Consider the following 23,774-nt stretch of genomic DNA (forward strand, 5'->3'; position numbering starts at 1 on the left):
GAAACACTGAGCGCGGTGTTTGTTACACGTTTCGCAGCACCTCCCGGGCGGCTTCGGCGATGCCGCTGGCCGTGACGGGCCCCCCGCCCGAGGCCAGGACGCCGGCACGCCCGTGCACGCTGGCCGCCATTGCGGCAATGGCCGCCCAGCGTTCGTCGGGATCGATGCCCCGCTCCCCGAAGCGCCCGACGTCGGCACCCAGTTGCGCAAGCAGCGCGCCCATGATTCCGGCCAGGACGTCGCCGCTGCCTGCCGTTGCGATCCAGGCCGTGCCCTCGGCCTGGCTGTAGAAGTCCTGGAAGGGGGAAGCGACCAGGGTGGTTGCTCCCTTGAGCAGCACCGTGGCTTCTGTCAGGCTCGCGGCCCGCCGCGCGGCGCTGAGCGTGGATCCTTCTACCGCGGCGCGGTCCACATCAACCCCGAGGCGCTGCAGCAATGCCGCCAGTTCACCGGCGTGCGGCGTCAGGATTACTTGCGGGGCGAGCACATCGGGCAGGGCCGGCAAAGCGCCGGCGTCAGCGACGGTCGGCAGGCCCGAGTCTGCGGCGTCGCGGGCGCGCTGGAGCTGGACCTCATCGGAGTCATCCAGTCCCGGACCCACGAGCCAGGCCTGCACGTGCGCATCCGCCACGGTTCCGGCGCCGCACACCACCTCGGGGCATGACTGGCGGACGAGGTCGGCGACCTCCGGCGGCCCAAGGTAACGCACCATCCCGACGCCGGCCGCCAGGGCGCCCTTGCAGGCCAGCACCGCGGCGCCGGGATAGGCGGCGGAGCCCGCGACCACCCCCAGCACGCCTCTGGTGTACTTGTGCGCCCGCCGCTGCGGGCGCGGGAGCAGGGCGGAAAGATCCTCGGTTTCAAACCGCCGCAGGGCCGGCCAAGGGAGCCCTTCCTCGATCCCGATGGGGATGACACGGATGCTGCCGGCGAAGTCCGCGCCGGGGTCCGTGAGCAGGCCGGCCTTGGCGGCACCGAAGGTCACGGTCAGATCAGCGGCCAGGACCGGGGCATGGGCCTCCCCGGTGTCCGCGTCGACGCCGCTCGGGACGTCGCAGGCCACCACGAGGGCGGCCCGGGCGGGGTGCTGGCCTACTCGGTTCCGAGCCTCACGGTTCCGAGCCTCCCGGTTCAGCGCCTCCACCAGCGCGGCGGCGTGGCCCCGGAGCCCGCCCTCGGCCCCGGTTCCAAGGACCGCGTCAATCACGACGTCGGCGCCGCCGGCCAGAGCGGCGAGCTCGGCCACGTTGTCCCCGGTCAGGACCGTGGCCTGTCCGCCGGCCTTCCGGAACGCGGCGAGCCCGGCGTCATGGGCGGCGCCGGCGGTGAGCACCGCCGTCGTCCGCATGCCGCGGCGGGCCAGCAGCGCGCCGGCGAAAAGTCCGTCGCCGCCGTTGTTGCCCTTGCCCGCCAGGACGGCCACCCTGGCGCCGTAGAGCCGCTGCCCGCGGCGGCGCAGGCCGCTGACGACGGCGTTGGCGAGGCCGTAGGCCGCCCGTTGCATGAGAACAGCGCCCGCACCGGAGCCCCGGACGTCGTCGAGATAAGGCTTCTCCGCCTCCCGAACCTGGGTTCCGGTGTAGGCGCTGATCATGGCTTCACTCCATTCGCGGTGCAGTCGCTGGGAAGTGCGTGGGGCGCGGGCCGGAGCTTTCCGGCCCGGTTGCGATCAACCTTCGGCGATAACCGTCGCAGTGGCGATCCCGCCGTCGTGGCTCATCGACAAGTGCCAGCGTTTGACGCCCTTGGACTCGGCAACGGCCAGCACGGTGCCCTTGACCTGGACTGTGGGGCCGTTCTGGTCCAGCCCGATCCAGCAGTCCTGCCAGTTCATGCCGGCCGGCGCGCCCAGCACCTTGGCCACAGCCTCCTTTGCCGCGAACCGGGCGGCGAGGGAGCGGGTGTTCAATTCCCGCTCGGCGGGCACGAACAGCCTGTCGCGCAGGCCGGGGGTGCGCTCGAGCTGGCGCCCGAACCGGTCAATGTCTACGACGTCTACGCCGATGCCTACGATCATGGCGTTACTCTACGGTCACGCTCTTGGCCAGGTTGCGTGGCTGGTCCACGTCGTAACCCTTGGCCGAGGCGAGTGCGAGGGCGAAGATCTGCAGCGGAACCGTGGCGAGCAGCGGGGCCAGGAGTGTGGGGGTCTCCGGGATGTAGAAGACGTGCTCGGCGTAGGCCTTGACAGCATCGTCTCCCTCTTCCGCGATGACGATCGTCTTGGCGCCCCGGGCGCGGACCTCCTGGATGTTGGAGACCACTTTGGCGTGCAGCGAGTCGCGGCCGCGCGGGGACGGGACCACTACGAAAACGGGCTGGCCTTCCTCGATCAGGGCGATCGGGCCGTGCTTGAGTTCACCGGCGGCGAAGCCTTCGGCGTGGATGTAGGCGAGCTCCTTGAGCTTGAGGGCGCCCTCCATCGCCACCGGGAAACCGACGTGGCGGCCCAGGAACAGCACGGACTTGGCGTCGGCCATGGACTGGCCGAGTTCCTTGATCTGGGCCTCGTTGTCGAGGATGCTCTTGATCTTGGCCGGGATCTTGCCCAGGTCGGCCAGAATGTCCTTGATCTCGCCCTGGAACTTGTTGCCGCGCAGCTGTGCCAAATAAAGGCCCAGCAGGTAGGCGGCGGTGATCTGGGCGAGGAACGCCTTGGTGGAGGCCACGGCGATCTCGGGTCCGGCGTGGGTGTAGAGCACGGCGTCCGATTCCCGCGGGATGGTGGATCCGTTGGTGTTGCAGATCGAGACGGTCTTGGCGCCTTGTTCCTTGGCGTAGCGGACTGCCATGAGGGTGTCCATGGTCTCGCCGGACTGGGAGATGGAGACAATCAGGGTGTTCTCGTCAACGATCGGATCCCGGTAGCGGAATTCGTGCGAAAGCTCCACCTCGGTGGGGATCCGGCACCAGTTCTCGATGGCGTACTTTGCCACCTGGCCGGCGTAGGCGGAGGTGCCGCAGGCCAGGACGATGATCTTGTCGACGCTCTTGAGCACCTGCGGATCGACGCGGAGTTCGTCGAGGGTCAGTTTGCCGTGGATGTCGGAGCGGCCCAGCAGGGTCTGGAGCACGGCGTCGGGCTGGTCGTGGATTTCCTTTTCCATGAAGGAGGGGAAACCGCCCTTTTCGGCGGAAGCCGGGTCCCAGTTGACTTCGTATTCCTTGCCTGCGGCGGGGGCGCCGTAGAAGTCCGTGATGTCGACGGCGTCGGCGGTGATCGTGACGATCTGGTCCTGGCCCAGTTCCACCGCGCGCCGGGTGTAGTCGATGAAGCCGGAGACGTCGGAGCCGAGGAAGTTCTCGCCCTCGCCGAGGCCCACGACGAGCGGGGAGTTCCGGCGGGCTGCGACCACTACGTCCGGCTGGTCGGCATGGACGGCGAGCAGCGTGAAGGCGCCTTCGAGCCGCTGGCAGGCAAGCTGCATGGCCCGGGTCAGGCCGCCCTTGGCTGCGTCCCCGCCGAGCTCGTTGCGGTAAATGTTGCCGAGCAGGGCGGCCGCCACTTCGGTGTCCGTCTCGGACTGGAAAGTCACGCCCTTGGCCAGGAGCTCCTGCTTGAGCTCGGCGAAGTTCTCGATGATGCCGTTGTGGATCAGCGCCAGCTTGCCGCCGTCGGCCAGGTGCGGGTGCGCGTTCTGGTCCGTCGGGCCGCCGTGGGTCGCCCAGCGCGTGTGGCCGATGCCCGTGAGCGAATCCGGCAGCGGCCGCGTCTCCAGCTCGGCGACGAGGTTGTTCAGCTTGCCAGACTTCTTCCGGGAAGAAATAGTGCCGTCAGCGACCACCGCAATGCCCGCGGAGTCGTAGCCGCGGTACTCCAGGCGCCGCAATCCCTCGAGGACAACATCCAAGGCGTTGTGTCCAGCATTTACCCGGCCATCTGAGTGGCCCACATATCCAACGATTCCACACATGGAGTCAAGCCTAGCGGGTTTCCGGGAGGTGGGACGTGGGACAGGACTGTTCGGACACCGGCGCGCGTCTCTTGTGGGGCACGCTTCGCGGGGCGCGGAGCTCCATTGCGCCTCCCACCGGCCCGTCCATTTCGCTCTCGGCGCCGTGAAGGGCAGAATCTCAGGTGTGACTTTGCAACGCAATGAAGCGACCGGGGAAGGTGTATCCCCGTTCGTGGAGCTGGACCGGCAGACCTGGTCCCGGCTCGCTGCCCAGATGGAGCAGCCCCTCAACGAGGAGGACGTGTTCCGCCTGCGGGGCCTCGGCGACCCCCTCGACATCAAGGAAGTACGGGAGGTCTATCTGCCCCTGTCCCGCCTCCTGCACCTCTACGTGGAGGCTGCCGGTCAACTGCACGCGGCCACCACCACCTTCCTCGGCGAGACGACGCAGCGCACGCCGTTTGTCATCGGTGTGGCGGGTTCTGTGGCTGTCGGCAAGTCCACCATCGCCCGCGTGCTGCGGGAAATGCTCCGGCGCTGGCCCGGCACCCCCAACGTGGAGCTCATCACCACGGATGGGTTCCTCTACCCGCTGGCTGAGCTCAAACGCCGGCAGCTGCTCGAGCGCAAGGGTTTTCCGGAGTCCTACGACCGGCGGGCCCTGCTGCGCTTCGTGAGCGAGATCAAGGGCGGCGCCGAGGAAGTCCGCGCCCCATGGTATTCCCATGTCACCTACGACATCGTCCCGGGCAAGGAGGTGGTGGTGCGCCGGCCGGACGTGCTGATTGTTGAGGGACTGAATGTCCTGGCCCCGGCGCGGCCGCGGCACGATGGCCGGCAGGGCCTCGCCCTCAGCGATTTCTTCGATTTCTCCATTTACGTCGACGCCAAGACGTCCTATATCGAGGAGTGGTACGTGGACCGCTTCCGCAAATTGCGCACCACAGCTTTCGCGCAGCCCGAATCCTACTTCCACCGCTACGCAACGCTGTCCGATGCCGAGGCCGAAGAGACAGCCCGCGATATCTGGAAGCGCATCAACGAGCCCAACCTGGAGGAAAACGTCCTTCCTACCCGCGGCCGGGCACAGCTGGTTCTGACCAAGGAAGCCGACCACTCCATCCGGCGCATGCTGCTGAGGAAGGTCTAGCACGCATGTGCTACGACGGTGCGGACGGGACGCCTGAAGAGCAGCCAGCGGGCCGGTCAGGCGGCCGCGAAGCGCCGAGCCGCCGGGCCTTCGGCCGTTTCCTGGTGGCGGGCGGCGGCCTCGCGGCCTTGAGCGCCTGCACTCCCGACCAGGCTGCCGTGCCCTCGGGCACTCCGGGGCCTACGCCGGGCCCCGACACTTTCACACGGCCTGCCGCGGCTTCGGCGTCCAGCTCCGCGGCCGGGACGCCATCCACGCCGGCGCCGGCAAATCCGTCATCCGCGGTCGCTACGCCCGCGGCCCCCTCCGCCGCTGCTGCGTCAGCATCACCGCCATCAGCCGCCGCACCGGGGCCGAAGCATTCACTTTCGGACCCCACCAGCCCCTGGGTGGTGGTCAACAAGCACCGGCCGCTCTCCCCCGCCACCTTCGTGCCGCCGGACCTGGTCCGGCCGGCCGTCCGGCTGGCCACCTCCGGTGAGGCTTCGCTGCTGAACAGCACGACGGCGGCCGCGGCAGAGCGGATGTTCGCTGCGGCCGCCGCGGCCGGGGTGATCATTACCTTGGCCAGCGGGTACCGTTCGTTCGCGACCCAAAAAGTCACCTACAGCGGCTGGGTGAGGGCACAGGGGCAGGCCGCGGCTGACACGGCCTCCGCCCGGCCGGGTTTTTCCGAGCATCAGACGGGGTGGGCCTTCGATATCGGCGACGGCAGCGGAGCGGACGCTTTCCAGCCCAATTTCCGCTCCCGACCGGCGGCCGTGTGGGCAGCGGCGCAGGCCCACCGCTTCGGCTTCGTGGTGCGATACCCCTGGACGTTCCAGGAAATCACCGGCTACTTTTATGAACCCTGGCACCTGCGGTATATCGGCATCGAGGCGGCAACGGATATGAAGTCCCGCAGCATCGCCACCCTGGAGCAGTACTTCGGCCTGGAAGCCGCGCCGGGCTACCGGTAGGCTGCCGGAACCTTTCCCGGGCGGTTAGTCGGCGACGAGTGCCAGGGCCAGTTCGGTCCGGACCACCTGGGCCAGGCGCTCTGCGACCTCCTGAGCGGTGTTCTGATCCCCGGCTTCAACCATCACGCGCACCACGGGCTCTGTACCGGAGGGGCGCAGCAGCACCCGTCCGGTGTCGCCGAGCTCGGCTTCGGCGCGGGCAACGGCCTCGGCTACGGCAGCGTCGTCCTTGACCCGGGCGCGGTCCACGCCCTTGACGTTGATGAGAACCTGCGGAAGCTTCGTCATCACCGCTGCGAGTTCCTTGAGCGGACGGCCGGTGAGTGCCACCTGGGCCGCCAGCTGCAGACCGGTGAGCACGCCGTCGCCGGTGGTCGCGTAGTCGGCAAAAATGACATGGCCGGACTGCTCGCCGCCCAGGCTGAACCCGCCGTCGCGCATCTCCTCGAGCACGTAGCGGTCCCCCACGCCGGTCTCGCGCAGGCTGATCCCGGCCTCGCGCAGGGCGATCTTCAGGCCAAGGTTGCTCATCACGGTGGCCACGAGAACGTCGTCGCGGAGCTTCCCGGAGGCTTTGAGGGCGAGGGCGAGGATCGCCATGATCTGGTCGCCGTCCACCTCGTTCCCTTCGTGGTCCACGGCGAGGCAACGATCGGCGTCGCCGTCGTGGGCGATGCCGAGGTGCGCACCGTGCTCGACGACGGCGCGCTTGAGCGGGCCAAGGTGCGTGGACCCGATGCCGTCGTTGATGTTGAGGCCATCCGGCTCGGCGCCGATGACGATCACATCAGCGCCGGCGTCCGCGAACACCTGGGGGGAACAGCCGCTGGCCGCGCCGTGGGCGCAGTCGAGGACCACCTTCAGGCCGTCCAGACGGTGCGGAAGCGTTCCGAGCAGGTGCACGACGTAGCGGTCCTCGGCATCGGAGAACCGCTGGATGCGCCCCACCTCGCCGCCAACGGGCCGCATGGCCTCATTGCCGAGCTGCAATTCGATGGCGTCCTCGACGTCGTCGGGGAGCTTCTGGCCACCCCGTGCGAAGAACTTGATGCCGTTGTCAGGCGCCGGGTTGTGCGAGGCGGAGATCATGACGCCGAAGTCGGCGTCCAGGTCGGCCACGAGGTAGGCGGCGGCCGGGGTCGGGAGCACGCCCGCGTCGTAGACGTCCACGCCCGAACTCGAGAGGCCGGCCTCCACGGCGGCCGCGAGGAACTCGCCACTGGCCCGAGGGTCCCGTGCCACCACGGCGCGCGGCCGGTTCCCGGTCGCGTTACGTTCATGGCCAAGTACGACGGCGGCGGCCTGAGCCAGCTGCAATGCGAGCTCGGCGGTCAGCAGACCGTTCGCCAAGCCCCGGACTCCGTCGGTTCCAAATAATCTAGACATCGGGTCAAGTTTAGTCGATCGCGGGGGTAAGTCCGATTTAACCGGCGAAAGCCCGTCCCGCCGAGTGGCGGAACGGGCTTTCGTGGAGCTTTGAAATTGCCCCAAAAGGGTCCCAACAGCCGGTCGCGCAAGCGGCCGGCTGTTGGGAAGGCGCTTTTTAGCGCTTGGAGTACTGCTGGGCCTTGCGGGCCTTCTTGAGACCGGCCTTCTTACGCTCGATGACGCGAGCGTCGCGGCGCAGGTAACCGGCCTTCTTCAGGGTGGCGCGGTTGTTCTCGGCGTCGATCTCGTTCAGCGAACGGGCGATGCCGAGGCGCAGGGCACCGGCCTGGCCGGAGATGCCGCCACCGTGGATGCGGGCGATGACGTCGTAGGCGCCGTCAAGATCGAGGATCTTGAAGGGCTCGTTGACGTCCTGCTGGTGCAGCTTGTTCGGGAAGTAGTTCGCCAGCTCGCGGCCGTTGATGGTCCACTTGCCGGAGCCCGGCACAACGCGAACGCGTGCGACGGCTTCCTTGCGACGGCCAACTGCAGCGCCGGCGACGGTCAGTGCCGGGCGTTCCTTCTTCGGCGCAGCTGCTTCTGCAGCACCGCTCTCCGAGGTGTAGCTGGTCAGGTTTTCCTCAGCCTCGACGGCTTCGGTGGTCAGTTCTTCGTTCTGAGCCACGATTCTCCTTGATAAAAAGTTGGTTGGTGGCCAGGACTACTGGGCGACCTGGGTGATTTCGAAAGTCTTGGGCTGCTGGGCGGCGTGGGGGTGCTCAGCACCGCGGTACACCTTCAGCTTGCCCAGCTGCTGTGCAGCGAGGGAGTTCTTCGGGAGCATGCCCTTGATGGCCTTCTCCACGGCGCGGACCGGGTTGGATTCCAGCAGCTCCGCGTAGTTGACGGAGGTCAGGCCGCCCGGGTAACCGGAGTGGCGGTATGCGCGCTTCTGCTCCAGCTTGGCGCCGGTGAGGGCAACCTTTTCAGCGTTGATGATGATGACGAAGTCGCCCATGTCCATGTGGGACGCAAAGGTGGCCTTGTGCTTGCCGCGCAGCAGGATTGCGGTCTGGCTGGCGAGACGACCAAGGACAACGTCGGTGGCGTCAATGACGTGCCACTGGCGGTTGATATCGCCGGGCTTCGGGGTGTACGTACGCACGGTGTTTGCCTCGTTCTTGTTCTGGCGTTCTTGTTTTAGGCGTCACGCTAAAGGTGCACCTACTATCTATGCGCTACCGGAACAGAGGTGAGGGCTCTATGTAACCAGTCATCCTGAGGTCTCGAATGTGCACGTTGAGTAGTTATCCTGCAACCGGATTCTCAAGCGGGCACGCACCATCGAGTAGGACACGCACAACGACTACCAAGAATAGCCGACCGGCGCCTCTTGGGTCAAAATGGCCTGTCCGGATGCGTACTGTTGGGCGTGCCGCCCACCGCCGTCCCGTCGCATCCTAAGGAGGAACCGTGTTCTATCCCGCCGCTGCCGGCTCCGTGTCGCCGCTGTTCGTTGTGGGAATCGGTGCCGCCGGAACGGCCCTCGGATTGCTGGCCGACCTCCTTGTCCGGCGCATGCTCCCCCACCTCGCCGGCTCCCCGACGGCAAGAATGAGAAGCACGACGGCGGCCGTCAGCTTTTCGGTGTCCGCTCTGCTCGCGTGGCGGTTCGGACTGTCCCCCGAACTTCCCGCCTACTTGCTGCTGGCCGCCGCCGGCGTCCAACTGGCGCGGATCGACCTGACCCACCACTTGCTGCCGAACCGGATGGTGCTGCCGCTGCTGGGGGCGGGGCTGGTGTTCCTGGGGGCCGCCGCGGGAGCCGCCGGGGAAGCAGGCAGCCTGCTGCGTGGGCTCGCCGGCGCCGGCATCTTGTTCGGCTTGTACCTCGTGCTGGCTCTGACCAGCCGGAACGGACTCGGAATGGGCGACGTGAAGCTTGCGGCACCGCTTGGCCTGTACCTGGGCTACCTGGGCTGGGCCCACTTGTTCTATGGCGGGGCCCTGGGCTTCGTCGTTGGCGGCATCGCCGCCGCGGTCACGGTGCTGAAAGCCCGCGGAAACAAGCAAAGGGAAGTGGCTTACGGGCCGTCGATGCTGGCCGCAGCCCTTGCCGTTATTTTGCTGCTGCCCTAAGTGCCGCTCAAGGTCGCGACTCACCGCCCGGGCCGTGCCTGCAGGCAGCGGCACCCGCTAAGCGCAGTGTGGGCGCAGGGAATGTGCAGGAAAGATGCACATTGGGAAGCCTTAGCACAGGATGCGTCAAAGTCGAATCGTCGGCATGTCGGCGCTTGCTACGTTTCCCTAAGTGCTGGTGCAGGACCAGCCCCGAACTCGCTCAGGAGTCTCCCATGCTTGCTCTTTACACCAACCTCTCCGTCCGCCTCCGCGGCGATGAGAAAGGCGCGACGGCCGTCGAATACGGCATCATGGTCGCCCTTATCGCCGTCGTGATCATCGTGGCCGTAAGCCTTCTTGGCGGCACGTTGACTGACATGTTCCAAGGGGTCAATTGCCAGCTCAGCACTCCGGCTACGCCGAAATGGAGCGGTACCGCATGCACGGCCTAGCGTAAGTATTCACCTCAGTTCGGCGGCGGCGGCGGAACCCGCCGCCGAACTACATAAACAGTTTCGATGAGAGGACGCCATGCCGAGGGCATCCGAGCGGGGAGCCGTCGCCGTGGAATTCGCCCTCCTCGCCCCCATCCTGGTCATGCTGCTGCTGGGCATCATGGAATTCGGCCGCGCGTACAACGCCCAGGTCACCCTCTCCAGCGCTGCCCGCGAAGGCGTCCGTGTGATGGCCATCGTCAACAACCCCGGCGCTGCCCGCACGGCGGCCATGAACGCGTCGGCTGCACTCACTCCGGGTTTGAACGACTCCAACATCACCATCAACCCCGCTAGGTGCACCACCGGAGCCCAAGTGACCTTCACCATCAGGTATGCGCTCCCCACCATGACAGGCATCGCAGGCCCGTTCGCGATGGAAGGCCAAGGAGTCATGCTGTGCGGCGGATAGCGCAGGGATCCCCCGGAACGGACGGCGAGCGCGGGGCCGTTAGTATCCTGGTCGCCATCCTCATGGTGACCCTGTTGGGGTTCGCCGCCCTCGCGGTGGACGTCGGCATGCTTTATGCCGAGCGGACCCAACTGCGCAACGGGGCAGACGCCGCCGCGCTGGCTATCGCCCAAACGTGCGCCAGAAACATCAACGACGCCGACTGCTCCACCACGTCCGCCCTCCCCCGCAACCTCGCCAACGGCAACGCCCGTGACGGCGCGAGCAACATCGCCGACCTCGTCCTGGATAAAACGGCCCGCACTGTAACGGTGACAGCCGGGGCACAGGAAGCCGGGCACGCGCCCAATCAGGTCTCACTCTTCTTCGCCCGGGTCCTGGGATTTTCAAGCGCCGAAGTAACAGCTACATCCCGTGTGCAGTGGGGGACGCCGTCCAAGGGCACGATTCTTCTGCCCCTGGCCATCGCCAAATGCAAGTTCAATCTTCAGCCCGGTTCACTGGCCGGCGCCGAACAGGTTCTGGACATGGACTCCGGCGGCTGCGGCGAGATCCCGGGCGGCTTCGGCTGGATTTCGGACAGCGATGCAAGTTGCGGGGTGACGCTGTCGGCCGGACAGGCAAACAACCCTGGCGTATGGTTCTCCAGCAACACGGGTGCGAGCGCACCAACCGAGTGCTCTGCTGCGGACTTGAGCCAGATGAACGACCAAACAGTCCTTCTCCCGCTGTATGACGTGGCCACGGGTAATGGCTCCAGCGGCAAGTACTACGTGATCGGATTCGCCGCCTTCCATGTCACTGGTTACCACTTTGCCAGCAACAGCTGGACAACAGGCGGAACGATCAAGAACAAGACCATCAGGGGCTATTTCGTCCGTTATGTCTCTCTGTCCGACGCCTTCGAACTGGGCGCGGCACCGGCCTACGGGACTTCGACAGTCCGTCTAACCATTGGAGTGCCCTAACAGTGAAGTCACGCTTATTGGCAGGCATTGCGGCCCTGGTGCTGGCCGTCGTCGGGGCAGTGCTGGTGGTCAGCTATGCCCAGGGCGCCGACAGCCGCGCGGTGCAGGGTCTGGCCCCTGTCACCGTCCTGGTGGTGAACAAGGCCGTGCCCGCAGGCACGTCGGTCGCGGCGCTGAAGACATTCGTCGCCCCTGAGGAGCTGCCCGGGAAGGCGGTGGCCAAGTCTGCGCTTCCAAACCTGGACGGGCAGGCCGGCAAGGTCACCGCCGTCGACCTCCTCCCGGGTGAGCAGCTCGTGGCGGAACGCCTGATCGCCCCCGAGGAGCTAAAAGTCAGCGGCGCGGTCGAGATTCCCAAAGGTCTTCAGGAGGTTTCCTTCCAGCTCGAACCGCAACGAGTGGTCGGCGGTCGTATAGCGGCCGGCGACCACGTGGGCATCTTTATCAATCTGGACAACGGCGGGCTCGAGGCGAAGGCGGATAAGCAGACTACGCAGCTGACAATCCACAAAGTCCTTGTGACCTCCGTGCAGCGGGCGCCGTCGGCCGAGGCATCAGCGCAACCCTCCCCCGGTGCTACCGCCCCCGCGCAGGACACTTCGCTTCCAACCGGGTCGTTATTGCTGACTGTCGCCGTCAACGATGTGAATGCCACCAAGGTTGTCTACGCGGCAGAATTCGCCAAGATCTGGCTGAGCAAGGAGCCGCTCGACGCCACTGACAGCGGACGGCCTGGCATCATGACAAAACCGGAGGTCTACAAGTGAGCCGCTTTGTCCTGATCACGCCGAACACCGACTTCGATGCCCGCGTCCGGCAGGCCCTGGCAGGGGGGCTCCCGGGAGGCCTGCAGACCTTCGCGTTCGTCAATCCCGCGAACCCCTCGGAGCTGTTCGCCAACTTGAACCAGGAACGCCCCGAGGTGCTGATCCTCGGCCCCGATGTGCCGGTGGATGATGCCCTCCGCCTGGCGACGGTCTTCGACGTCCAGCTTCCCGAGCTCAGCGTGATCCTGGTGGGAGATGCGGACCCCGCGTTCGTACTCCACGCGATGCGCGCCGGCATCCGCGACATCCTGAGCCCGGCGGCCGAGCCGGCGGAAATCCGCGTCCTGCTGGAACGGGCCTGCCAGTCGTACGCCAGCCGCACCCGCACCGCCGCCGTCAAGAGCCCGGACGCCGCCAAGGGCCTGGTCATCGGCGTCTTCTCACCCAAGGGCGGCGTCGGCAAAACCACCATCGCCACCAACATCGCCGTCGGGCTCGGAAGGGTTGCGCCCATGGGCGTGGTCATTGTGGACCTTGATCTTCAGTTCGGCGACGTCGCGTCCGGGCTCTATCTCAACCCCGAGCACACCGTCACCGACGCCGTTTCCTCCTCGGCCAGCCAGGATTCCCTGGTGCTCAAGGCCTTCCTGACCGTGCACCCCAGCAACATCTACGCCCTCTGCGCCCCGAAGACGCCTGTCGAGGCGGACGACATCACGCCGCAGCACATCACCCGCCTGCTCGAACAGCTGGCCGAACAGTTCCAGTACGTCGTCGTCGACACCGCCCCCGGGCTTCCGGAGATCGGCCTGGCCGCCCTCGAACAGTGCACGGATGCCGTCTGGGTGACCGCCATGGATGTTCCCAGCATCCGGGGCCTGCGCTCCGGCCTCGAAATCCTGCGGCGCCTGGATCTGCTGCCCGAGACCCGTCACGTTGTGCTGAACATGGCAGATTCCAAGTCCGGCCTGAGCGTCCAGGACGTCGAAGCCACCATCGGCGCCCCGGTGGACGTCAGCATCCCGAGGTCCAAGGCCGTGGCGTTCTCGACCAACCGCGGCGTCCCGGTGCTGCAGGACGGGCGGAAGGACCCGGCCGTCAAAGGCCTGCGGCAGCTGGTGGCCCGGTTCGACCCGGCCTGGCGCGCCACAGCGCAGAAGAAGCTGCACCGGCGGGTGGTGGTCTGATGAAGCTGTCCGAACGTCTCTCCGCGGCGGAGTCGGGGCCCGTCCCGGCTGCTCCGGTCATCCAGCACGGACCGATGACGACGGCGGCACCGGCCGCCGCCGTCATACCCTCCCCCCGCACGGCTCCCGGCACTCCGGCGGGCAGCATCGGCACTCCGGCGGGCAGCGGTCCCGGCGGGCACCAGGAGCCCGTCCGCGGCAGGGCCCAGCAGCCCGTCGACGCCTTTGCCGCCCTCAAGCAAAGGGCCGCCACCGCACTCTTCGAGCGCATGGGCACCCGTTTCAACGATTCCGCCACTAAGGAAGACGACCTCCGCACCTCGGCGCGGGAAGAGCTGATCCGCATCATCGACGCCGAGCAGGTCCCGCTGTCCGCCGAGGAGCGCTCCCGGCTGGTCCGGGATGTGGCCGACGACGTGCTCGGCTACGGCCCGTTGCAGCGGCTCCTCGACGATCCCGACGTCACGGAAATCATGGTCAACCGGATGGACCAGATCTACGTCGAACGGAAAGGAAAACTGACCCTGACAGAGTCGCGCTTCAGCTCCGAAGACCACCTGCGCAAGGTCATTGAGCGCATCGTCTCCAAAGTGGGCCGACGTATCGACGAGTCCTCGCCGCTCGTTGATGCCCGGCTTGAGGACGGTTCCCGCGTCAACGCTGTCATCCCGCCTCTCGCCGTCGGCGGGTCCTCGCTGACCATCCGGAAGTTCAGTAAAGTTCCGCTGACCGTGCGGAACCTCATTGACTTCGGCACGCTGACGCCGGACATGGCCGAGCTCCTCAACGCGTGTGTCCGCGCCAAGCTCAACATCATCGTGTCCGGCGGCACCGGCACGGGAAAAACGACGCTCCTGAACGTCCTGTCCTCCTTCCTCCCCCACGACGAACGGATCGTGACCATCGAGGACGCCGTCGAGCTCCAGATCCAGCAACAGCACGTGGTCAGGCTGGAGAGCCGGCCGCCCAATACGGAAGGGAAGGGCGAGGTCACTATCCGCGAGCTGCTGCGGAATTCGCTGCGTATGCGGCCGGACCGGATTGTGGTGGGTGAGGTCCGCGGCGGCGAATCGCTGGACATGCTGCAGGCGATGAACACCGGCCACGACGGTTCGCTCTCGACCGTGCACTCGAACTCGCCGCGCGACGCCGTCGCCCGCCTGGAGACGCTGGTGCTGATGGCCGGGATGGACCTGCCGCTGCGCGCCATTCGGGAGCAAATCGCCTCGGCCGTGAACCTGATCGTCCAGATCTCGCGGTTGCGCGACGGCACCCGGCGGATCACGCACGTTACGGAAGTCCAGGGCATGGAAGGGGACATCGTCACGCTCCAGGACGCGTTTGTCTTCGATTACTCCGCGGGCGTGGACGCCCACGGCCGCTTCCTCGGCCGGCCGGTTCCCACCGGCATCCGCCCGCGCTTCATCGACCGGTTCGAGGACCTGGGCATCCATGTCTCCCCCAGTGTGTTCGCGGCCCCGCTGACGCCGGCCGGAAGGGTGTCATGACCCTGCTGCCCATCGGCGTAGGCCTGCTGTTCACCGCCATGCTGCTGCTGGCCTTCGCCCTCCTGGCCGCCGGCGGAGCCCGCGTCCCGCTGGACCGGCGGCGGCCCGTCCAGGACCAGCCCGAGTCGCACCTGAGCCGGTTCGCCGGGTCCACAGTTCACCTGATCGACGGCTTCTTCGCGCGGCACAAATTCCGGCTCTTCAACCGGGAGGCACTCGAGGACGCCGGCCTCCGGCTGAGCCAGGCTGACTTCTTCGTGCTGGTGCTGGCCGGCGCGCTCGTTGGAGCATTGGCCGGTCTCGTCGTCGCCGGACCGCCGCTGGCGATCTTCCTCGTCTTCCTGGCCCCCTTTGTCGGCCACCTGGTGCTTGGCTTCCTCGCCGGCAAACGCCGGAACGCCTTCGACCAGCAACTGAGCGACACCTTGCAGCTGCTGGCCGGCGGCCTCCGGGCCGGGCACAGCATCCTCCGGGCGATTGACGCCGCGGCCACCGAGTCCCAAAGCCCGACCTCGGAAGAGATGCGCCGCGTGGTCACCGAGACGAGCCTGGGCCGGGACCTGCTGGCCTCGCTCAACGACACGTCCGAACGGATGCGGAACGAGGACTTCGTCTGGATCGCCCAGGCGATCCAGATCAACCGGGAGGTGGGCGGAAACCTCGCCGAGGTCCTGGACCAGGTCAACGAGACCATCCGCGAGCGCAGCGAAATCAAAGGCCACATCAAGTCCCTCGCCGCGGAGGGAAAGTTCTCCGCCTACATCCTCATGGCCATGCCGGTCGGGATCGTGGCCATGCTGATGCTGGTCAACCCCGGCTACATGAACGTCATGTTCACGCACCCACTGGGCTGGGGAATGATGGCGGCCTCCGTCATCCTGATGACGATCGGTGGTCTGTGGATGCGCAAGATCATCGACCTGAAGTTCTGAGGCGTCCTTGGATGCCCGCGTACTGCTCGCCAGCTTGCTGGTCTCGCTGCCGCTTGGATACGTCGCCTGGTCGCTGCTCTCCGTCGACCGGAAAGCGCTGCGCGCCACCCGCGAAATCCTCGCTTTCGGCGCCGGCACCGCCGACGTCGCAGACCGAAGGCAGCGCAACCTGCTGGAAGCCCTCGGCTACCGGCTGACGCCGCCCGGTTATGTCCGCAGACTCGACAGGCTCCTTGCCCTCGCCGGCCGTCCATCGTCGCTGCCGCTCGGGCGGGTCTTGGCGGCCAAGCCGGCCCTGGGCCTGGTGGGAGCCTTGCTGGGGTTGTTCCTCAGCACCAGCTCGCCGACTCCGATCCTCAAGCTGGTGGGCATCTTTGTGCTCCTGCTGGGGTATTTCATCCCGGACCTCCTGCTCTACAGCAGGGGCCAGGAACGCCAGAAGGCCATGCAGCTGGAACTGGCCAACACACTGGACCAGATGCTGATTTCGGTTGAGGCAGGCCTGGGCTTCGAAGGCGCCATGGCCCGGGCCGGCGAGAACGGCAAGGGCCCCCTCGCGGAGGAACTCGTCCGCACCCTGCAGGATATGCAGGTGGGCCGCAGCCGGCGGGAGTCTTACCAGGCGCTGGCCGAGCGGACAAACATCCCCGAGCTGCGCAGCTTCGTCCAGGCGGTGGTCCAGGCGGACACGTACGGAATCGCCATCAGCCGGGTGCTGAGAATCCAGGCGAAGGTGATGCGCGTCAAGCGCAGGCAGCGGGCCGAGGAGAAGGCCATGAAGCTGCCAGTCACGATTCTTTTTCCGCTGTTGTTCTTCATCTTTCCGGTGCTGTTCATCGCTATCCTGGGCCCGGCAGTCATCAACGCGATCGATACGTTCAGCGGCCGGTAGCGCCTGCCGGGACCCACCCCGGGATAGCCGCAAGGTTTCCGCAGGATAGGCCGGAGTCACCGGGATCGGCCGCGTCAGCAAGTAGCGTGGGTTCATGCCTTCACCCAGCGCTTACCCCGACGACGGAAGTGCGGGCCTCGTTCTCGCCCCCGGTGCCGCTTCCGGTGCGCCGGCGGCACTCCCGCCCATCCCGGACGTAGCAACTGCCCCCGGCCTCGCCGAGGCCCTGACCCTCGCAGCCGCCCAGGTATCACCCCCCACCAACACGGTCGCTCTGGAGGACCCATCCGCGCCCGAGGACCCTGCCCCGCTTGTGGACCCGGCTGCGCTCCAGGAACTCGGCGACCAGCTGGAGAACCCGGCCCTGGCCAAGGGTTTCGCCCGGGACTACGCCAAGATGTGGGATCAGCGCTACAGCGCCTTGGCTTCTGCCCTGGAGCGACGCGATCTTCCCGGGTCACTGGACGCCGTGCTGAGCCTGAAGACATCCTCGGCGATGGTGGGCGGTCTCCGGCTAGCCAAGCTTGCCGGCGAGCTTGAAGGGGTCCTCAGGGCGGGCGACATGGACCGTGCGCTTTCGTTGCTGCTCGACGTGGCCCAGCGCGGTGGCGAAACCCTGGATGAGCTGCAGTTCAGCTATGTCCTCCGGGAAGGCTAGGCGCGGGACGCGCCCCGGCCCAGCGGCTACCGCTGCGGGGTTAGCCGGTAGCCCACTCCCCTGACGGTCTGCAACCAGCGCGGCTGCAGCGGGTCCTCCCCGAGTTTGCGCCGGAGGTTACCGATGTGGACCTCAACGGCGCGTTCATCGGACTCGCTGATGTAGGCGTCCACCCGGTAGTAGTCGCCCCGCACCACCCGCACGAGTTCGGTTTTGGACCGCACCGCGCCGGATCCCTTGACCAGGGCATGCAGGAGATCGAACTCGCTGCGGGTCAGGCCCACGGCCACTCCGTCAACGCTCACGGTGCGGGTCTCCGGGTTCAGCTCGAGCCCGTTGTGGCGCAGCACGGGACTCTGGGACGCCGGAGGCGCAGCCGGAACGGCGGCGGGCGCCCCGGCCGCCGCCACAACCGGGGCGTCCTGCCGGGGCCGGCGCAACATCGCGCTGACGCGGGCGCGCAATTCCCGAGGCCTGAACGGCTTTGCCAGGAAGTCATCCGCTCCGGTGTGAAACGCCGTCAGGGTGTCGAGTTCGTCGGTGCGCGCCGACAACATGACCACGTAGGCGTCGCTGAACTGCCGGATCCGCCGCAGCACCTCGAAGCCGTCGATATCGGGAAGGCCCACATCCAGCGTGACGACGCTGGCCTCCTGCTGGCGCACGACGTCGACCCCTTCGCGGCCGCCGGACGCTGAATGCACTTCGAAGCCCGCTTGGCTCAACACAGCTTCGACAAGGTTCCGGACATCTTCGTCGTCCTCAACAACGACGGCGACTCCCAGGTCAGTCATGGCCCCCCTCACATCTGCACACTTCACTGCCGGCCGCGGGTGCGGCAGCAGATCAATAGATCGTCGGCCCCCACCGGCATTGCCAGAATACCCACGTCAGGAGGCAAAACAATGACAATGCAGTAACAGAAGGCGCAAATCTCAGTTTTAAGTCAAGTTCTGTGACACGGGGTGTAAAACTGTAGCAAGGAGGGGAAAGGGGCGCCGCGTCTTTGGATAGACAGCAGTTGGTTCGCCGTGCGGACCGTTTTGCTACGGCCTTGGGTCCGCGCGCGCGGGTGCTCATGTGCCAACTGCCGTTCGCCCTCGTGATGACGACCGTGGTGGCGGTCTCCCCCGCAGCGTGGCCGGGAATGCTCGCAAGCGAACTATGCCGCGGCGCCGTCGGCCTGCTGGCCCTGGCCCTCGCGGCCTGTGTGCTCGTGCCCTGGCAGCGGTTGGGGCCCGTGGCCCCGCTCCTTATCCCGGTGCTGGACCTTGCGCTGATCGGCTTTGCGCGGGACAGCGGCGTGGCTGGGCTGCCAGACCTCGGCGTGCTCTCGGTCCTTCCGGTCGTGTGGATCTCGGCGTCCCTCCTGTCCGCCGCCGCGAGCCTGTCGCTGAGCTTTTTGGGCCCGCTGCTGGCAGGGTTGGTGCCGCTGCTCCTCGCGGACCGAGTGGAACGGACGCTGGCCGGTATCGCCGATGCCGTGCTCCTGTCGCTCATGATGCTTGCCGTCTCGCTGGCGGTGCGATGGGCGCGGTCCCGGCTGCGGCACGAGCAAGAGCGGATCCAGTCCAAGGAATCCGAACTGCAGGTCCTGCTCGCGGGCAGCCGGGAGCGCGAACGGCTCCTACACACGATCTTGGACACGGTCAACGTCGGGATCGTGGCGATTGACGCCGATGGCCGCCGCCTGCTGACCAACAGCTGGCAATCGGCGTTGGAAGACGCCGCAGCCGCCGCCCGCCGCCCCGCGGAACCGGGGGAACCCAGTGAACCGGGGGAACAAGCGGAACCGTTGCTGACCGGGCAGGACAGAACCACGCCGCTGCCCGCTGAGCGCACTCCTCTCCGGCGGGCGCTGAGCGGGGAATCGTTTGCCGACTACCTGGTCTGCTTCGGCGAGGCTGCGGAGGGCAGAGTCGTATCCACCGGCGCCCTGCCCCTGAAGGACGAGGCCGGCGAGTTTCGTGGCGCGGTAGTGGTCTTCAACGAGGTCACCGACCTCGTCGATGCACTCGCGGCAAAGGACGACGTCGTCTCCACCGTTTCCCATGAATTCCGCACCCCGCTGACCTCGATCATCGGAAATCTCGACCTGGTGCTCAGCGACAACGAGGGTCTGGCCTGTCCCGCGGTCCGCCGCGTCGAAGTCGCCCAACGCAATGCGGAACGTCTTTTGGCCTTGGTATCAGACCTGCTCATGTCCGCCAGCTCCGCGGTCCACGTGCACCTGCGCCGCACGGACCTCGCCGGGCTTGTGGAGGCCAGCCTCGGGTCCGCGCAGGCGCACGCCCAGGCGTCCAGCATCTCCCTTGCCATGGACGTCCCCAGCCCGCTGTGGGTGCACGCGGATCCACTGCGGATCGGGCAGGCGCTGGACAATCTCGTCTCCAATGCCATCAAGTACTCACCGGCCGGTGGATCGGTCCGGGTGTCCGCCACCACGGGAGACGGCCGGGTACGGCTTCACGTTGAGGACACGGGCATGGGCATGACTGCCGCCGACGCCGGCCGTGTCTTCACGCGCTTCTTCCGCAGCCAGGCCGTCCGCGAAGGTTCGATACCGGGCGCCGGGCTGGGGCTGTCCATCACCAAGGCCATCGTGGAGCGGCACGGCGGGTCGATTTCCTGCCGCACATTGCCGGGGCAAGGCAGCACCTTCACCGTGGAGCTCCCCGCCGACGGTCCCCCGGAGGCGTTCTGACGGGAATATCGGCGGTCCTAGGCGCGCAGGGCCCTTGTCAGCTCCGCCCGGGCCAGCAGGCCGGAGTCGGACGGGTAGGCCACTTCCTCAAGCACCAGCGGATGTGGGGCGGCCAGCACCGAGCGGGCATCGCGCTGGCGTTCAAGCAGACGCTCGTAGAGCCACCCCGGAGCTTGCACGCCTTCCCCCACATACAGCGCCGAGCCCACCAGGGAGCGGACCATGTTGTGGCAGAACGCGTCGGCCTGCACAGTGGCCACAATGACGCCGTCGGTGCCGCGGGCGAACTCGAAGCGCTGCAGCTCCCGGATGGTCGTGGCGCCCTCGCGGGGTTTGCAGTAGGAGCGGAAGTCCTGGAGTCCGAGCAGTTGGGCGGCGCCCGCGTTCAGGAGCCCGACGTCGAGCGGGGCCTTGTGCCAGAGGGTCGAGGAGCGCCCGAGCGGGTCCCACAGGGCGGGGCCGTCCGCGATCCGGTACGAATAGCGGCGCCAGAGGGCGGAAAACCGGGCATCGAAGCCAACGGGTGCCACCACGGCCCGGCGCACCTCGATCGCGCCGCTGAGATCTCCCAGTCCGCGGCTCAGGGCGCCGCGCAGGCGGCGGAGCAGGGCGACGGCGGGATCGAGTTCGGCGCCGCGGTTCAGCCCCCGCCACTCGGCCTCGGTGAGGTCCAGATGGACCACCTGCCCCCGGGCATGCACGCCGGCGTCGGTCCGGCCGGCCACGGTGACCCGCACGGGGCGGCGGATCAGCAGCTCGAGGGCCTGCTCCAGGACGCCCTGGACGGTGCGCAGCCCCGGCTGCACTGCCCACCCGCTGAACGGGCCGCCGTCGTACGCCAAATCCAGCCGGATACGCAAAAACCCGCCGCCCCCCAAAACGGGGGCGGCGGGTTTGAGCTCGTTCATAGACTTAAGTCTATAAGAAGGTTTCAGCGAATTACTTCGCGTCCTTCTCGGACTCAGCAGGAGCTTCCTCAGCGGCCGGAGCCTCTTCGGTCTCAGCAACCTCAGCCTCGGCAGCTTCCGTCTCAGCAGCTTCCGTCTCAGCAACTTCAGCCTCGGCAGCTTCGGTCTCGGCAACCGGAGCAGCTTCGGCCTTCTCGGCGTCCTTCTTGTCAGCGTCGCGCTGGGCGGCGGACGTAGCCTCGGCTACGACGGCCTGCTTCGCGGAAACCGGCTCGAGGACCAGTTCGATGACAGCCATGGGAGCGTTGTCGCCCTTGCGGTTGCCGATCTTGGTGATGCGGGTGTAGCCGCCGTCGCGGTTCTCGACTGCCTGTGCAATGTCGGTGAACAGCTCGTGGACGACGCCCTTGTTGCTGATCAGGCCGAGTACACGACGGCGGGAAGCGAGGTCGCCGCGCTTGGCGAAGGTCACCAGGCGCTCGGCGTACGGCTTCAGGCGCTTGGCCTTGGTCACCGTGGTGGTGATCCGCTTGTGCTCGAACAGTGCTGCGGACAGGTTCGCGAGCATCAGGCGCTCGTGAGCCGCTCCGCCGCCGAGGCGCGGACCCTTAGCGGGGGTAGGCATAATAGTTTCTCCTCATATGGAAGCCGTTGGGCTGCGCGCACCAGGTGCATACAGCCGGCCGGCCAAGATCTGTTGGTTAGAGCTCGTCGTCGCTGAACGCGGCGTCGTCCTCTTCGATGGCTGCGGCGCGAGCTGCGAGATCGAAACCGGGAGGGGAGTCCTTCAGGGACAGGCCCAGTTCGACCAGCTTGGCCTTGACCTCGTCGATGGACTTCGCACCGAAGTTGCGGATGTCCATCAGGTCAGCCTCGGAGCGGGCAACGAGTTCACCCACGGTGTGGATGCCCTCACGCTTGAGGCAGTTGTAGGAACGGACCGTCAGGTCCAGGTCCTCGATCGGCAGGGCCATGTCCGCTGCCAGGGCAGCGTCCGTCGGCGACGGGCCGATCTCAATACCTTCAGCTGCGGTGTTCAGCTCGCGGGCCAGACCGAACAGTTCCACCAGGGTGGTACCGGCCGAAGCAACGGCGTCGCGCGGGGCGATTGCCTGCTTGGTCTCGACGTCGACAATGAGCTTGTCGAAGTCGGTGCGCTGCTCAACACGGGTAGCTTCCACGCGGAAAGTAACCTTCAGAACCGGCGAGTAGATCGAGTCGACCGGGATGCGGCCGATCTCGGAGTCGCCGGACTTGTTCTGAGCTGCCGAAACGTAGCCGCGACCGCGCTCGATGGTCAGTTCGAGTTCGAACTTGCCCTTCGAGTTCAGCGTGGCAATGTGCAGATCCGGGTTGTGGAATTCGACGCCGGCCGGCGGAGCGATGTCCGCGGCGGTGACGACTCCCGGGCCCTGCTTGCGCAGGTACGCAACAACCGGCTCGTCGTGCTCGGAGGAAACCGACAGGTTCTTGATGTTCAGGATGATCTCAGTGACATCTTCCTTGACACCCGGAACCGTGGTGAACTCGTGCAGCACGCCGTCGATCCGGATGCTCGTGACAGAGGCACCGGGGATCGAGGAGAGCAGGGTACGGCGGAGGGAGTTTCCGAGGGTGTAACCAAAGCCCGGCTCCAGCGGTTCGATGATGAACCGGGAGCGGTTTTCGGAGACGACCTCTTCGGAGAGGGTGGGGCGCTGTGCAATGAGCACTTAGGTTTCCTTTCGGCGAGCATCCGCTATATGACGCAACACAGGTGGTGGAAAGATCGGTCTGAGGACTTAACGCGGCCGGGCTTGCCCGGACCGGTGAGGGTCCGGGCAAGCTCCTGGGCGTGGAAAGCCTTAGACGCGGCGGCGCTTCGGGGGACGGCAGCCGTTGTGGGCGCTGGGGGTGACGTCCTGGATGGAGCCAACCTCGAGGCCAGCGGCCTGCAGCGAGCGGATGGCGGTTTCGCGGCCGGAACCCGGTCCCTTGACGAACACGTCAACCTTGCGCATGCCGTGCTCCTGTGCACGCTTTGCGGCGGCTTCGGCGGCCATCTGGGCAGCGAACGGGGTGGACTTACGCGAGCCCTTGAAGCCAACCTCACCGGAGGAAGCCCAGGAGATGACAGCACCGGTCGGGTCCGTGATGGACACGATGGTGTTGTTAAAGGTGCTCTTGATGTGCGCCTGGCCCAGCGCGATATTCTTCTTGTCCTTCTTACGCGGCTTGCGAACCGCGCCACGAGTCTTCGGGGGCATTTTTTCTCCTACAGAAAGTTATTGGGTGAAAGCGAACGCTTGATCCCACACTTGCCGGGTTCCCGGAAATCGCACCAGCGATTTCAAGGAGGCAAATGGGTTTAGCGAGCCTTCTTCTTGCCGGCGACGGTACGCTTCGGGCCCTTGCGGGTACGTGCGTTGGTCTTCGTACGCTGTCCGCGTACGGGCAGGCCCTTGCGGTGACGCAGGCCTTCGTAGCTGCCGATCTCAACCTTGCGGCGGATATCAGCGGCTACCTCGCGGCGAAGGTCACCCTCAACCTTGTAGTTGCCTTCGATGTAGTCACGCAGTTCAACCAGCTGGGCGTCGGTCAGGTCCTTGACCCGGACGTCAGCGCTGATGCCGGTGGCAGCCAGGGTTTCGTGTGCACGGGTCTTGCCCACGCCGTAGATGTAAGTAAGCGCAATTTCCAGCCGCTTTTCGCGGGGAATGTCTACGCCAGCGAGACGAGCCATAGTGGCAGTGCTCCTTGTATAAACCGGAGGTCGTAGGCAGTACACCCGCACGTGACGTGCGGCCCCAGCCTCCGACCGGGGGTTAGCTGTCCGGGCCCATACGTCCCAATTCAGCTTGTGCTGCCTTT

At 66.7% G+C, this 23,774-nt stretch carries 25 protein-coding genes; 13 read left to right on the plus strand and 12 right to left on the minus strand.

All coding sequences use genetic code 11. The features are described from left to right. Positions 1-22 precede the first annotated feature (22 nt). The 3 genes from ACFVVK_RS15885 to glmS all read right to left on the minus strand — a co-directional run bounded on the left by ACFVVK_RS15885 (position 23) and on the right by glmS (position 3,914). Positions 23-1,594, minus strand: a complete 1,572-nt coding sequence (locus ACFVVK_RS15885) for an NAD(P)H-hydrate epimerase (RefSeq protein ID WP_390268891.1) — start codon at positions 1,592-1,594, stop codon at positions 23-25. A gap of 75 nt (positions 1,595-1,669) precedes the next feature. Continuing rightward, a complete protein-coding gene (locus tag ACFVVK_RS15890; RefSeq protein WP_390268894.1) occupies positions 1,670-2,017 on the minus strand; it encodes a holo-ACP synthase in 348 nt (115 codons plus the stop codon). Between the two features lie 4 nt (positions 2,018-2,021). Next, positions 2,022-3,914 (minus strand): glutamine--fructose-6-phosphate transaminase (isomerizing), encoded by a 1,893-nt coding sequence (glmS, locus tag ACFVVK_RS15895; protein WP_390268897.1) that lies wholly within the window; start codon positions 3,912-3,914, stop codon positions 2,022-2,024. Positions 3,915-4,080: 166 nt separating this feature from the next. On the opposite strand from glmS, the gene coaA reads away from it, so the two are divergent. Then, positions 4,081-5,046 carry a type I pantothenate kinase gene (gene coaA, locus ACFVVK_RS15900; protein ID WP_390268900.1) on the plus strand — a complete coding sequence of 322 codons (966 nt, stop codon included), beginning with the start codon at positions 4,081-4,083 and terminating at the stop codon, positions 5,044-5,046. 5 nt (positions 5,047-5,051) lie between these two features. Next, positions 5,052-6,005 carry a D-alanyl-D-alanine carboxypeptidase family protein gene (locus ACFVVK_RS15905; protein ID WP_390268903.1) on the plus strand — a complete coding sequence of 318 codons (954 nt, stop codon included), beginning with the start codon at positions 5,052-5,054 and terminating at the stop codon, positions 6,003-6,005. A gap of 24 nt (positions 6,006-6,029) precedes the next feature. Here the strand turns inward: ACFVVK_RS15905 and glmM are convergent, their stop codons facing one another. The 3 genes from glmM to rplM all read right to left on the minus strand — a co-directional run bounded on the left by glmM (position 6,030) and on the right by rplM (position 8,538). Beyond that, positions 6,030-7,391 carry a phosphoglucosamine mutase gene (glmM, locus tag ACFVVK_RS15910; protein WP_390268906.1) on the minus strand — a complete coding sequence of 454 codons (1,362 nt, stop codon included), beginning with the start codon at positions 7,389-7,391 and terminating at the stop codon, positions 6,030-6,032. A 157-nt stretch (positions 7,392-7,548) separates the two neighbouring features. After that, positions 7,549-8,058: a 30S ribosomal protein S9 gene (rpsI, locus tag ACFVVK_RS15915; protein WP_090950867.1), complete on the minus strand. Its 510-nt coding sequence runs from the start codon at positions 8,056-8,058 to the stop codon at positions 7,549-7,551. A 36-nt stretch (positions 8,059-8,094) separates the two neighbouring features. After that, a complete protein-coding gene (gene rplM, locus ACFVVK_RS15920; protein ID WP_015937805.1) occupies positions 8,095-8,538 on the minus strand; it encodes a 50S ribosomal protein L13 in 444 nt (147 codons plus the stop codon). A 308-nt stretch (positions 8,539-8,846) separates the two neighbouring features. On the opposite strand from rplM, the gene ACFVVK_RS15925 reads away from it, so the two are divergent. The 10 genes from ACFVVK_RS15925 to ACFVVK_RS15970 all read left to right on the plus strand — a co-directional run bounded on the left by ACFVVK_RS15925 (position 8,847) and on the right by ACFVVK_RS15970 (position 17,312). Then, complete coding sequence (locus ACFVVK_RS15925; protein ID WP_390268909.1) at positions 8,847-9,512, plus strand: prepilin peptidase; 666 nt, start codon at positions 8,847-8,849, stop codon at positions 9,510-9,512. A 215-nt stretch (positions 9,513-9,727) separates the two neighbouring features. Beyond that, entirely contained in the window at positions 9,728-9,946 is a 219-nt protein-coding gene (locus tag ACFVVK_RS15930; protein ID WP_390268912.1) for a Flp family type IVb pilin, read from the plus strand. A 79-nt stretch (positions 9,947-10,025) separates the two neighbouring features. Then, positions 10,026-10,400: a TadE/TadG family type IV pilus assembly protein gene (locus ACFVVK_RS15935; RefSeq protein ID WP_390268915.1), complete on the plus strand. Its 375-nt coding sequence runs from the start codon at positions 10,026-10,028 to the stop codon at positions 10,398-10,400. Continuing rightward, entirely contained in the window at positions 10,388-11,368 is a 981-nt protein-coding gene (locus ACFVVK_RS15940) for a pilus assembly protein TadG-related protein (RefSeq protein WP_390268916.1), read from the plus strand. The genes ACFVVK_RS15935 and ACFVVK_RS15940 overlap by 13 nt, the downstream gene beginning before the upstream one ends. Before the next feature lie 17 nt (positions 11,369-11,385). Next, positions 11,386-12,135 carry a Flp pilus assembly protein CpaB gene (locus ACFVVK_RS15945; RefSeq protein WP_390268919.1) on the plus strand — a complete coding sequence of 250 codons (750 nt, stop codon included), beginning with the start codon at positions 11,386-11,388 and terminating at the stop codon, positions 12,133-12,135. Next, complete coding sequence (locus tag ACFVVK_RS15950) at positions 12,132-13,322, plus strand: CpaE family protein (protein ID WP_390268922.1); 1,191 nt, start codon at positions 12,132-12,134, stop codon at positions 13,320-13,322. Before ACFVVK_RS15945 ends, ACFVVK_RS15950 begins: the two co-directional genes overlap by 4 nt. After that, positions 13,322-14,830: a CpaF family protein gene (locus ACFVVK_RS15955; protein WP_390268925.1), complete on the plus strand. Its 1,509-nt coding sequence runs from the start codon at positions 13,322-13,324 to the stop codon at positions 14,828-14,830. Before ACFVVK_RS15950 ends, ACFVVK_RS15955 begins: the two co-directional genes overlap by 1 nt. Further along, positions 14,827-15,762 (plus strand): type II secretion system F family protein, encoded by a 936-nt coding sequence (locus tag ACFVVK_RS15960; protein ID WP_390268928.1) that lies wholly within the window; start codon positions 14,827-14,829, stop codon positions 15,760-15,762. The genes ACFVVK_RS15955 and ACFVVK_RS15960 overlap by 4 nt, the downstream gene beginning before the upstream one ends. Before the next feature lie 7 nt (positions 15,763-15,769). Then, complete coding sequence (locus tag ACFVVK_RS15965; protein WP_390268931.1) at positions 15,770-16,654, plus strand: type II secretion system F family protein; 885 nt, start codon at positions 15,770-15,772, stop codon at positions 16,652-16,654. A 94-nt stretch (positions 16,655-16,748) separates the two neighbouring features. After that, on the plus strand, positions 16,749-17,312 hold the full coding sequence (locus tag ACFVVK_RS15970; RefSeq protein WP_390268934.1) for an Hpt domain-containing protein: 564 nt from the start codon (positions 16,749-16,751) through the stop codon (positions 17,310-17,312). 26 nt (positions 17,313-17,338) lie between these two features. Here ACFVVK_RS15970 and ACFVVK_RS15975 read toward each other — a convergent pair whose 3' ends face one another. Next, positions 17,339-18,106 (minus strand): response regulator transcription factor, encoded by a 768-nt coding sequence (locus ACFVVK_RS15975; protein ID WP_390268936.1) that lies wholly within the window; start codon positions 18,104-18,106, stop codon positions 17,339-17,341. A gap of 260 nt (positions 18,107-18,366) precedes the next feature. On the opposite strand from ACFVVK_RS15975, the gene ACFVVK_RS15980 reads away from it, so the two are divergent. Then, positions 18,367-20,016 carry a sensor histidine kinase gene (locus tag ACFVVK_RS15980; protein WP_390268939.1) on the plus strand — a complete coding sequence of 550 codons (1,650 nt, stop codon included), beginning with the start codon at positions 18,367-18,369 and terminating at the stop codon, positions 20,014-20,016. A gap of 17 nt (positions 20,017-20,033) precedes the next feature. On the opposite strand, the gene ACFVVK_RS15985 is transcribed toward ACFVVK_RS15980, so the two are convergent. The 5 genes from ACFVVK_RS15985 to rpsM form a co-directional block, all read right to left on the minus strand. Continuing rightward, the gene (locus ACFVVK_RS15985; RefSeq protein WP_390268942.1) at positions 20,034-20,924 is read right to left on the minus strand and encodes a tRNA pseudouridine synthase A; all 891 of its coding nucleotides are present in this window, start codon (positions 20,922-20,924) and stop codon (positions 20,034-20,036) included. A gap of 31 nt (positions 20,925-20,955) precedes the next feature. After that, positions 20,956-21,549: a 50S ribosomal protein L17 gene (rplQ, locus tag ACFVVK_RS15990; RefSeq protein WP_390268945.1), complete on the minus strand. Its 594-nt coding sequence runs from the start codon at positions 21,547-21,549 to the stop codon at positions 20,956-20,958. Positions 21,550-21,625: 76 nt separating this feature from the next. Then, entirely contained in the window at positions 21,626-22,636 is a 1,011-nt protein-coding gene (locus ACFVVK_RS15995) for a DNA-directed RNA polymerase subunit alpha (protein ID WP_018773683.1), read from the minus strand. A gap of 132 nt (positions 22,637-22,768) precedes the next feature. Then, the gene (gene rpsK / locus ACFVVK_RS16000; RefSeq protein WP_056737824.1) at positions 22,769-23,170 is read right to left on the minus strand and encodes a 30S ribosomal protein S11; all 402 of its coding nucleotides are present in this window, start codon (positions 23,168-23,170) and stop codon (positions 22,769-22,771) included. Between the two features lie 101 nt (positions 23,171-23,271). After that, entirely contained in the window at positions 23,272-23,646 is a 375-nt protein-coding gene (gene rpsM, locus ACFVVK_RS16005; protein ID WP_003803743.1) for a 30S ribosomal protein S13, read from the minus strand. Positions 23,647-23,774 lie beyond the last annotated feature (128 nt).

Source organism: Arthrobacter sp. NPDC058192 (genome assembly GCF_042883665.1).
GTDB lineage: Bacteria > Actinomycetota > Actinomycetes > Actinomycetales > Micrococcaceae > Arthrobacter.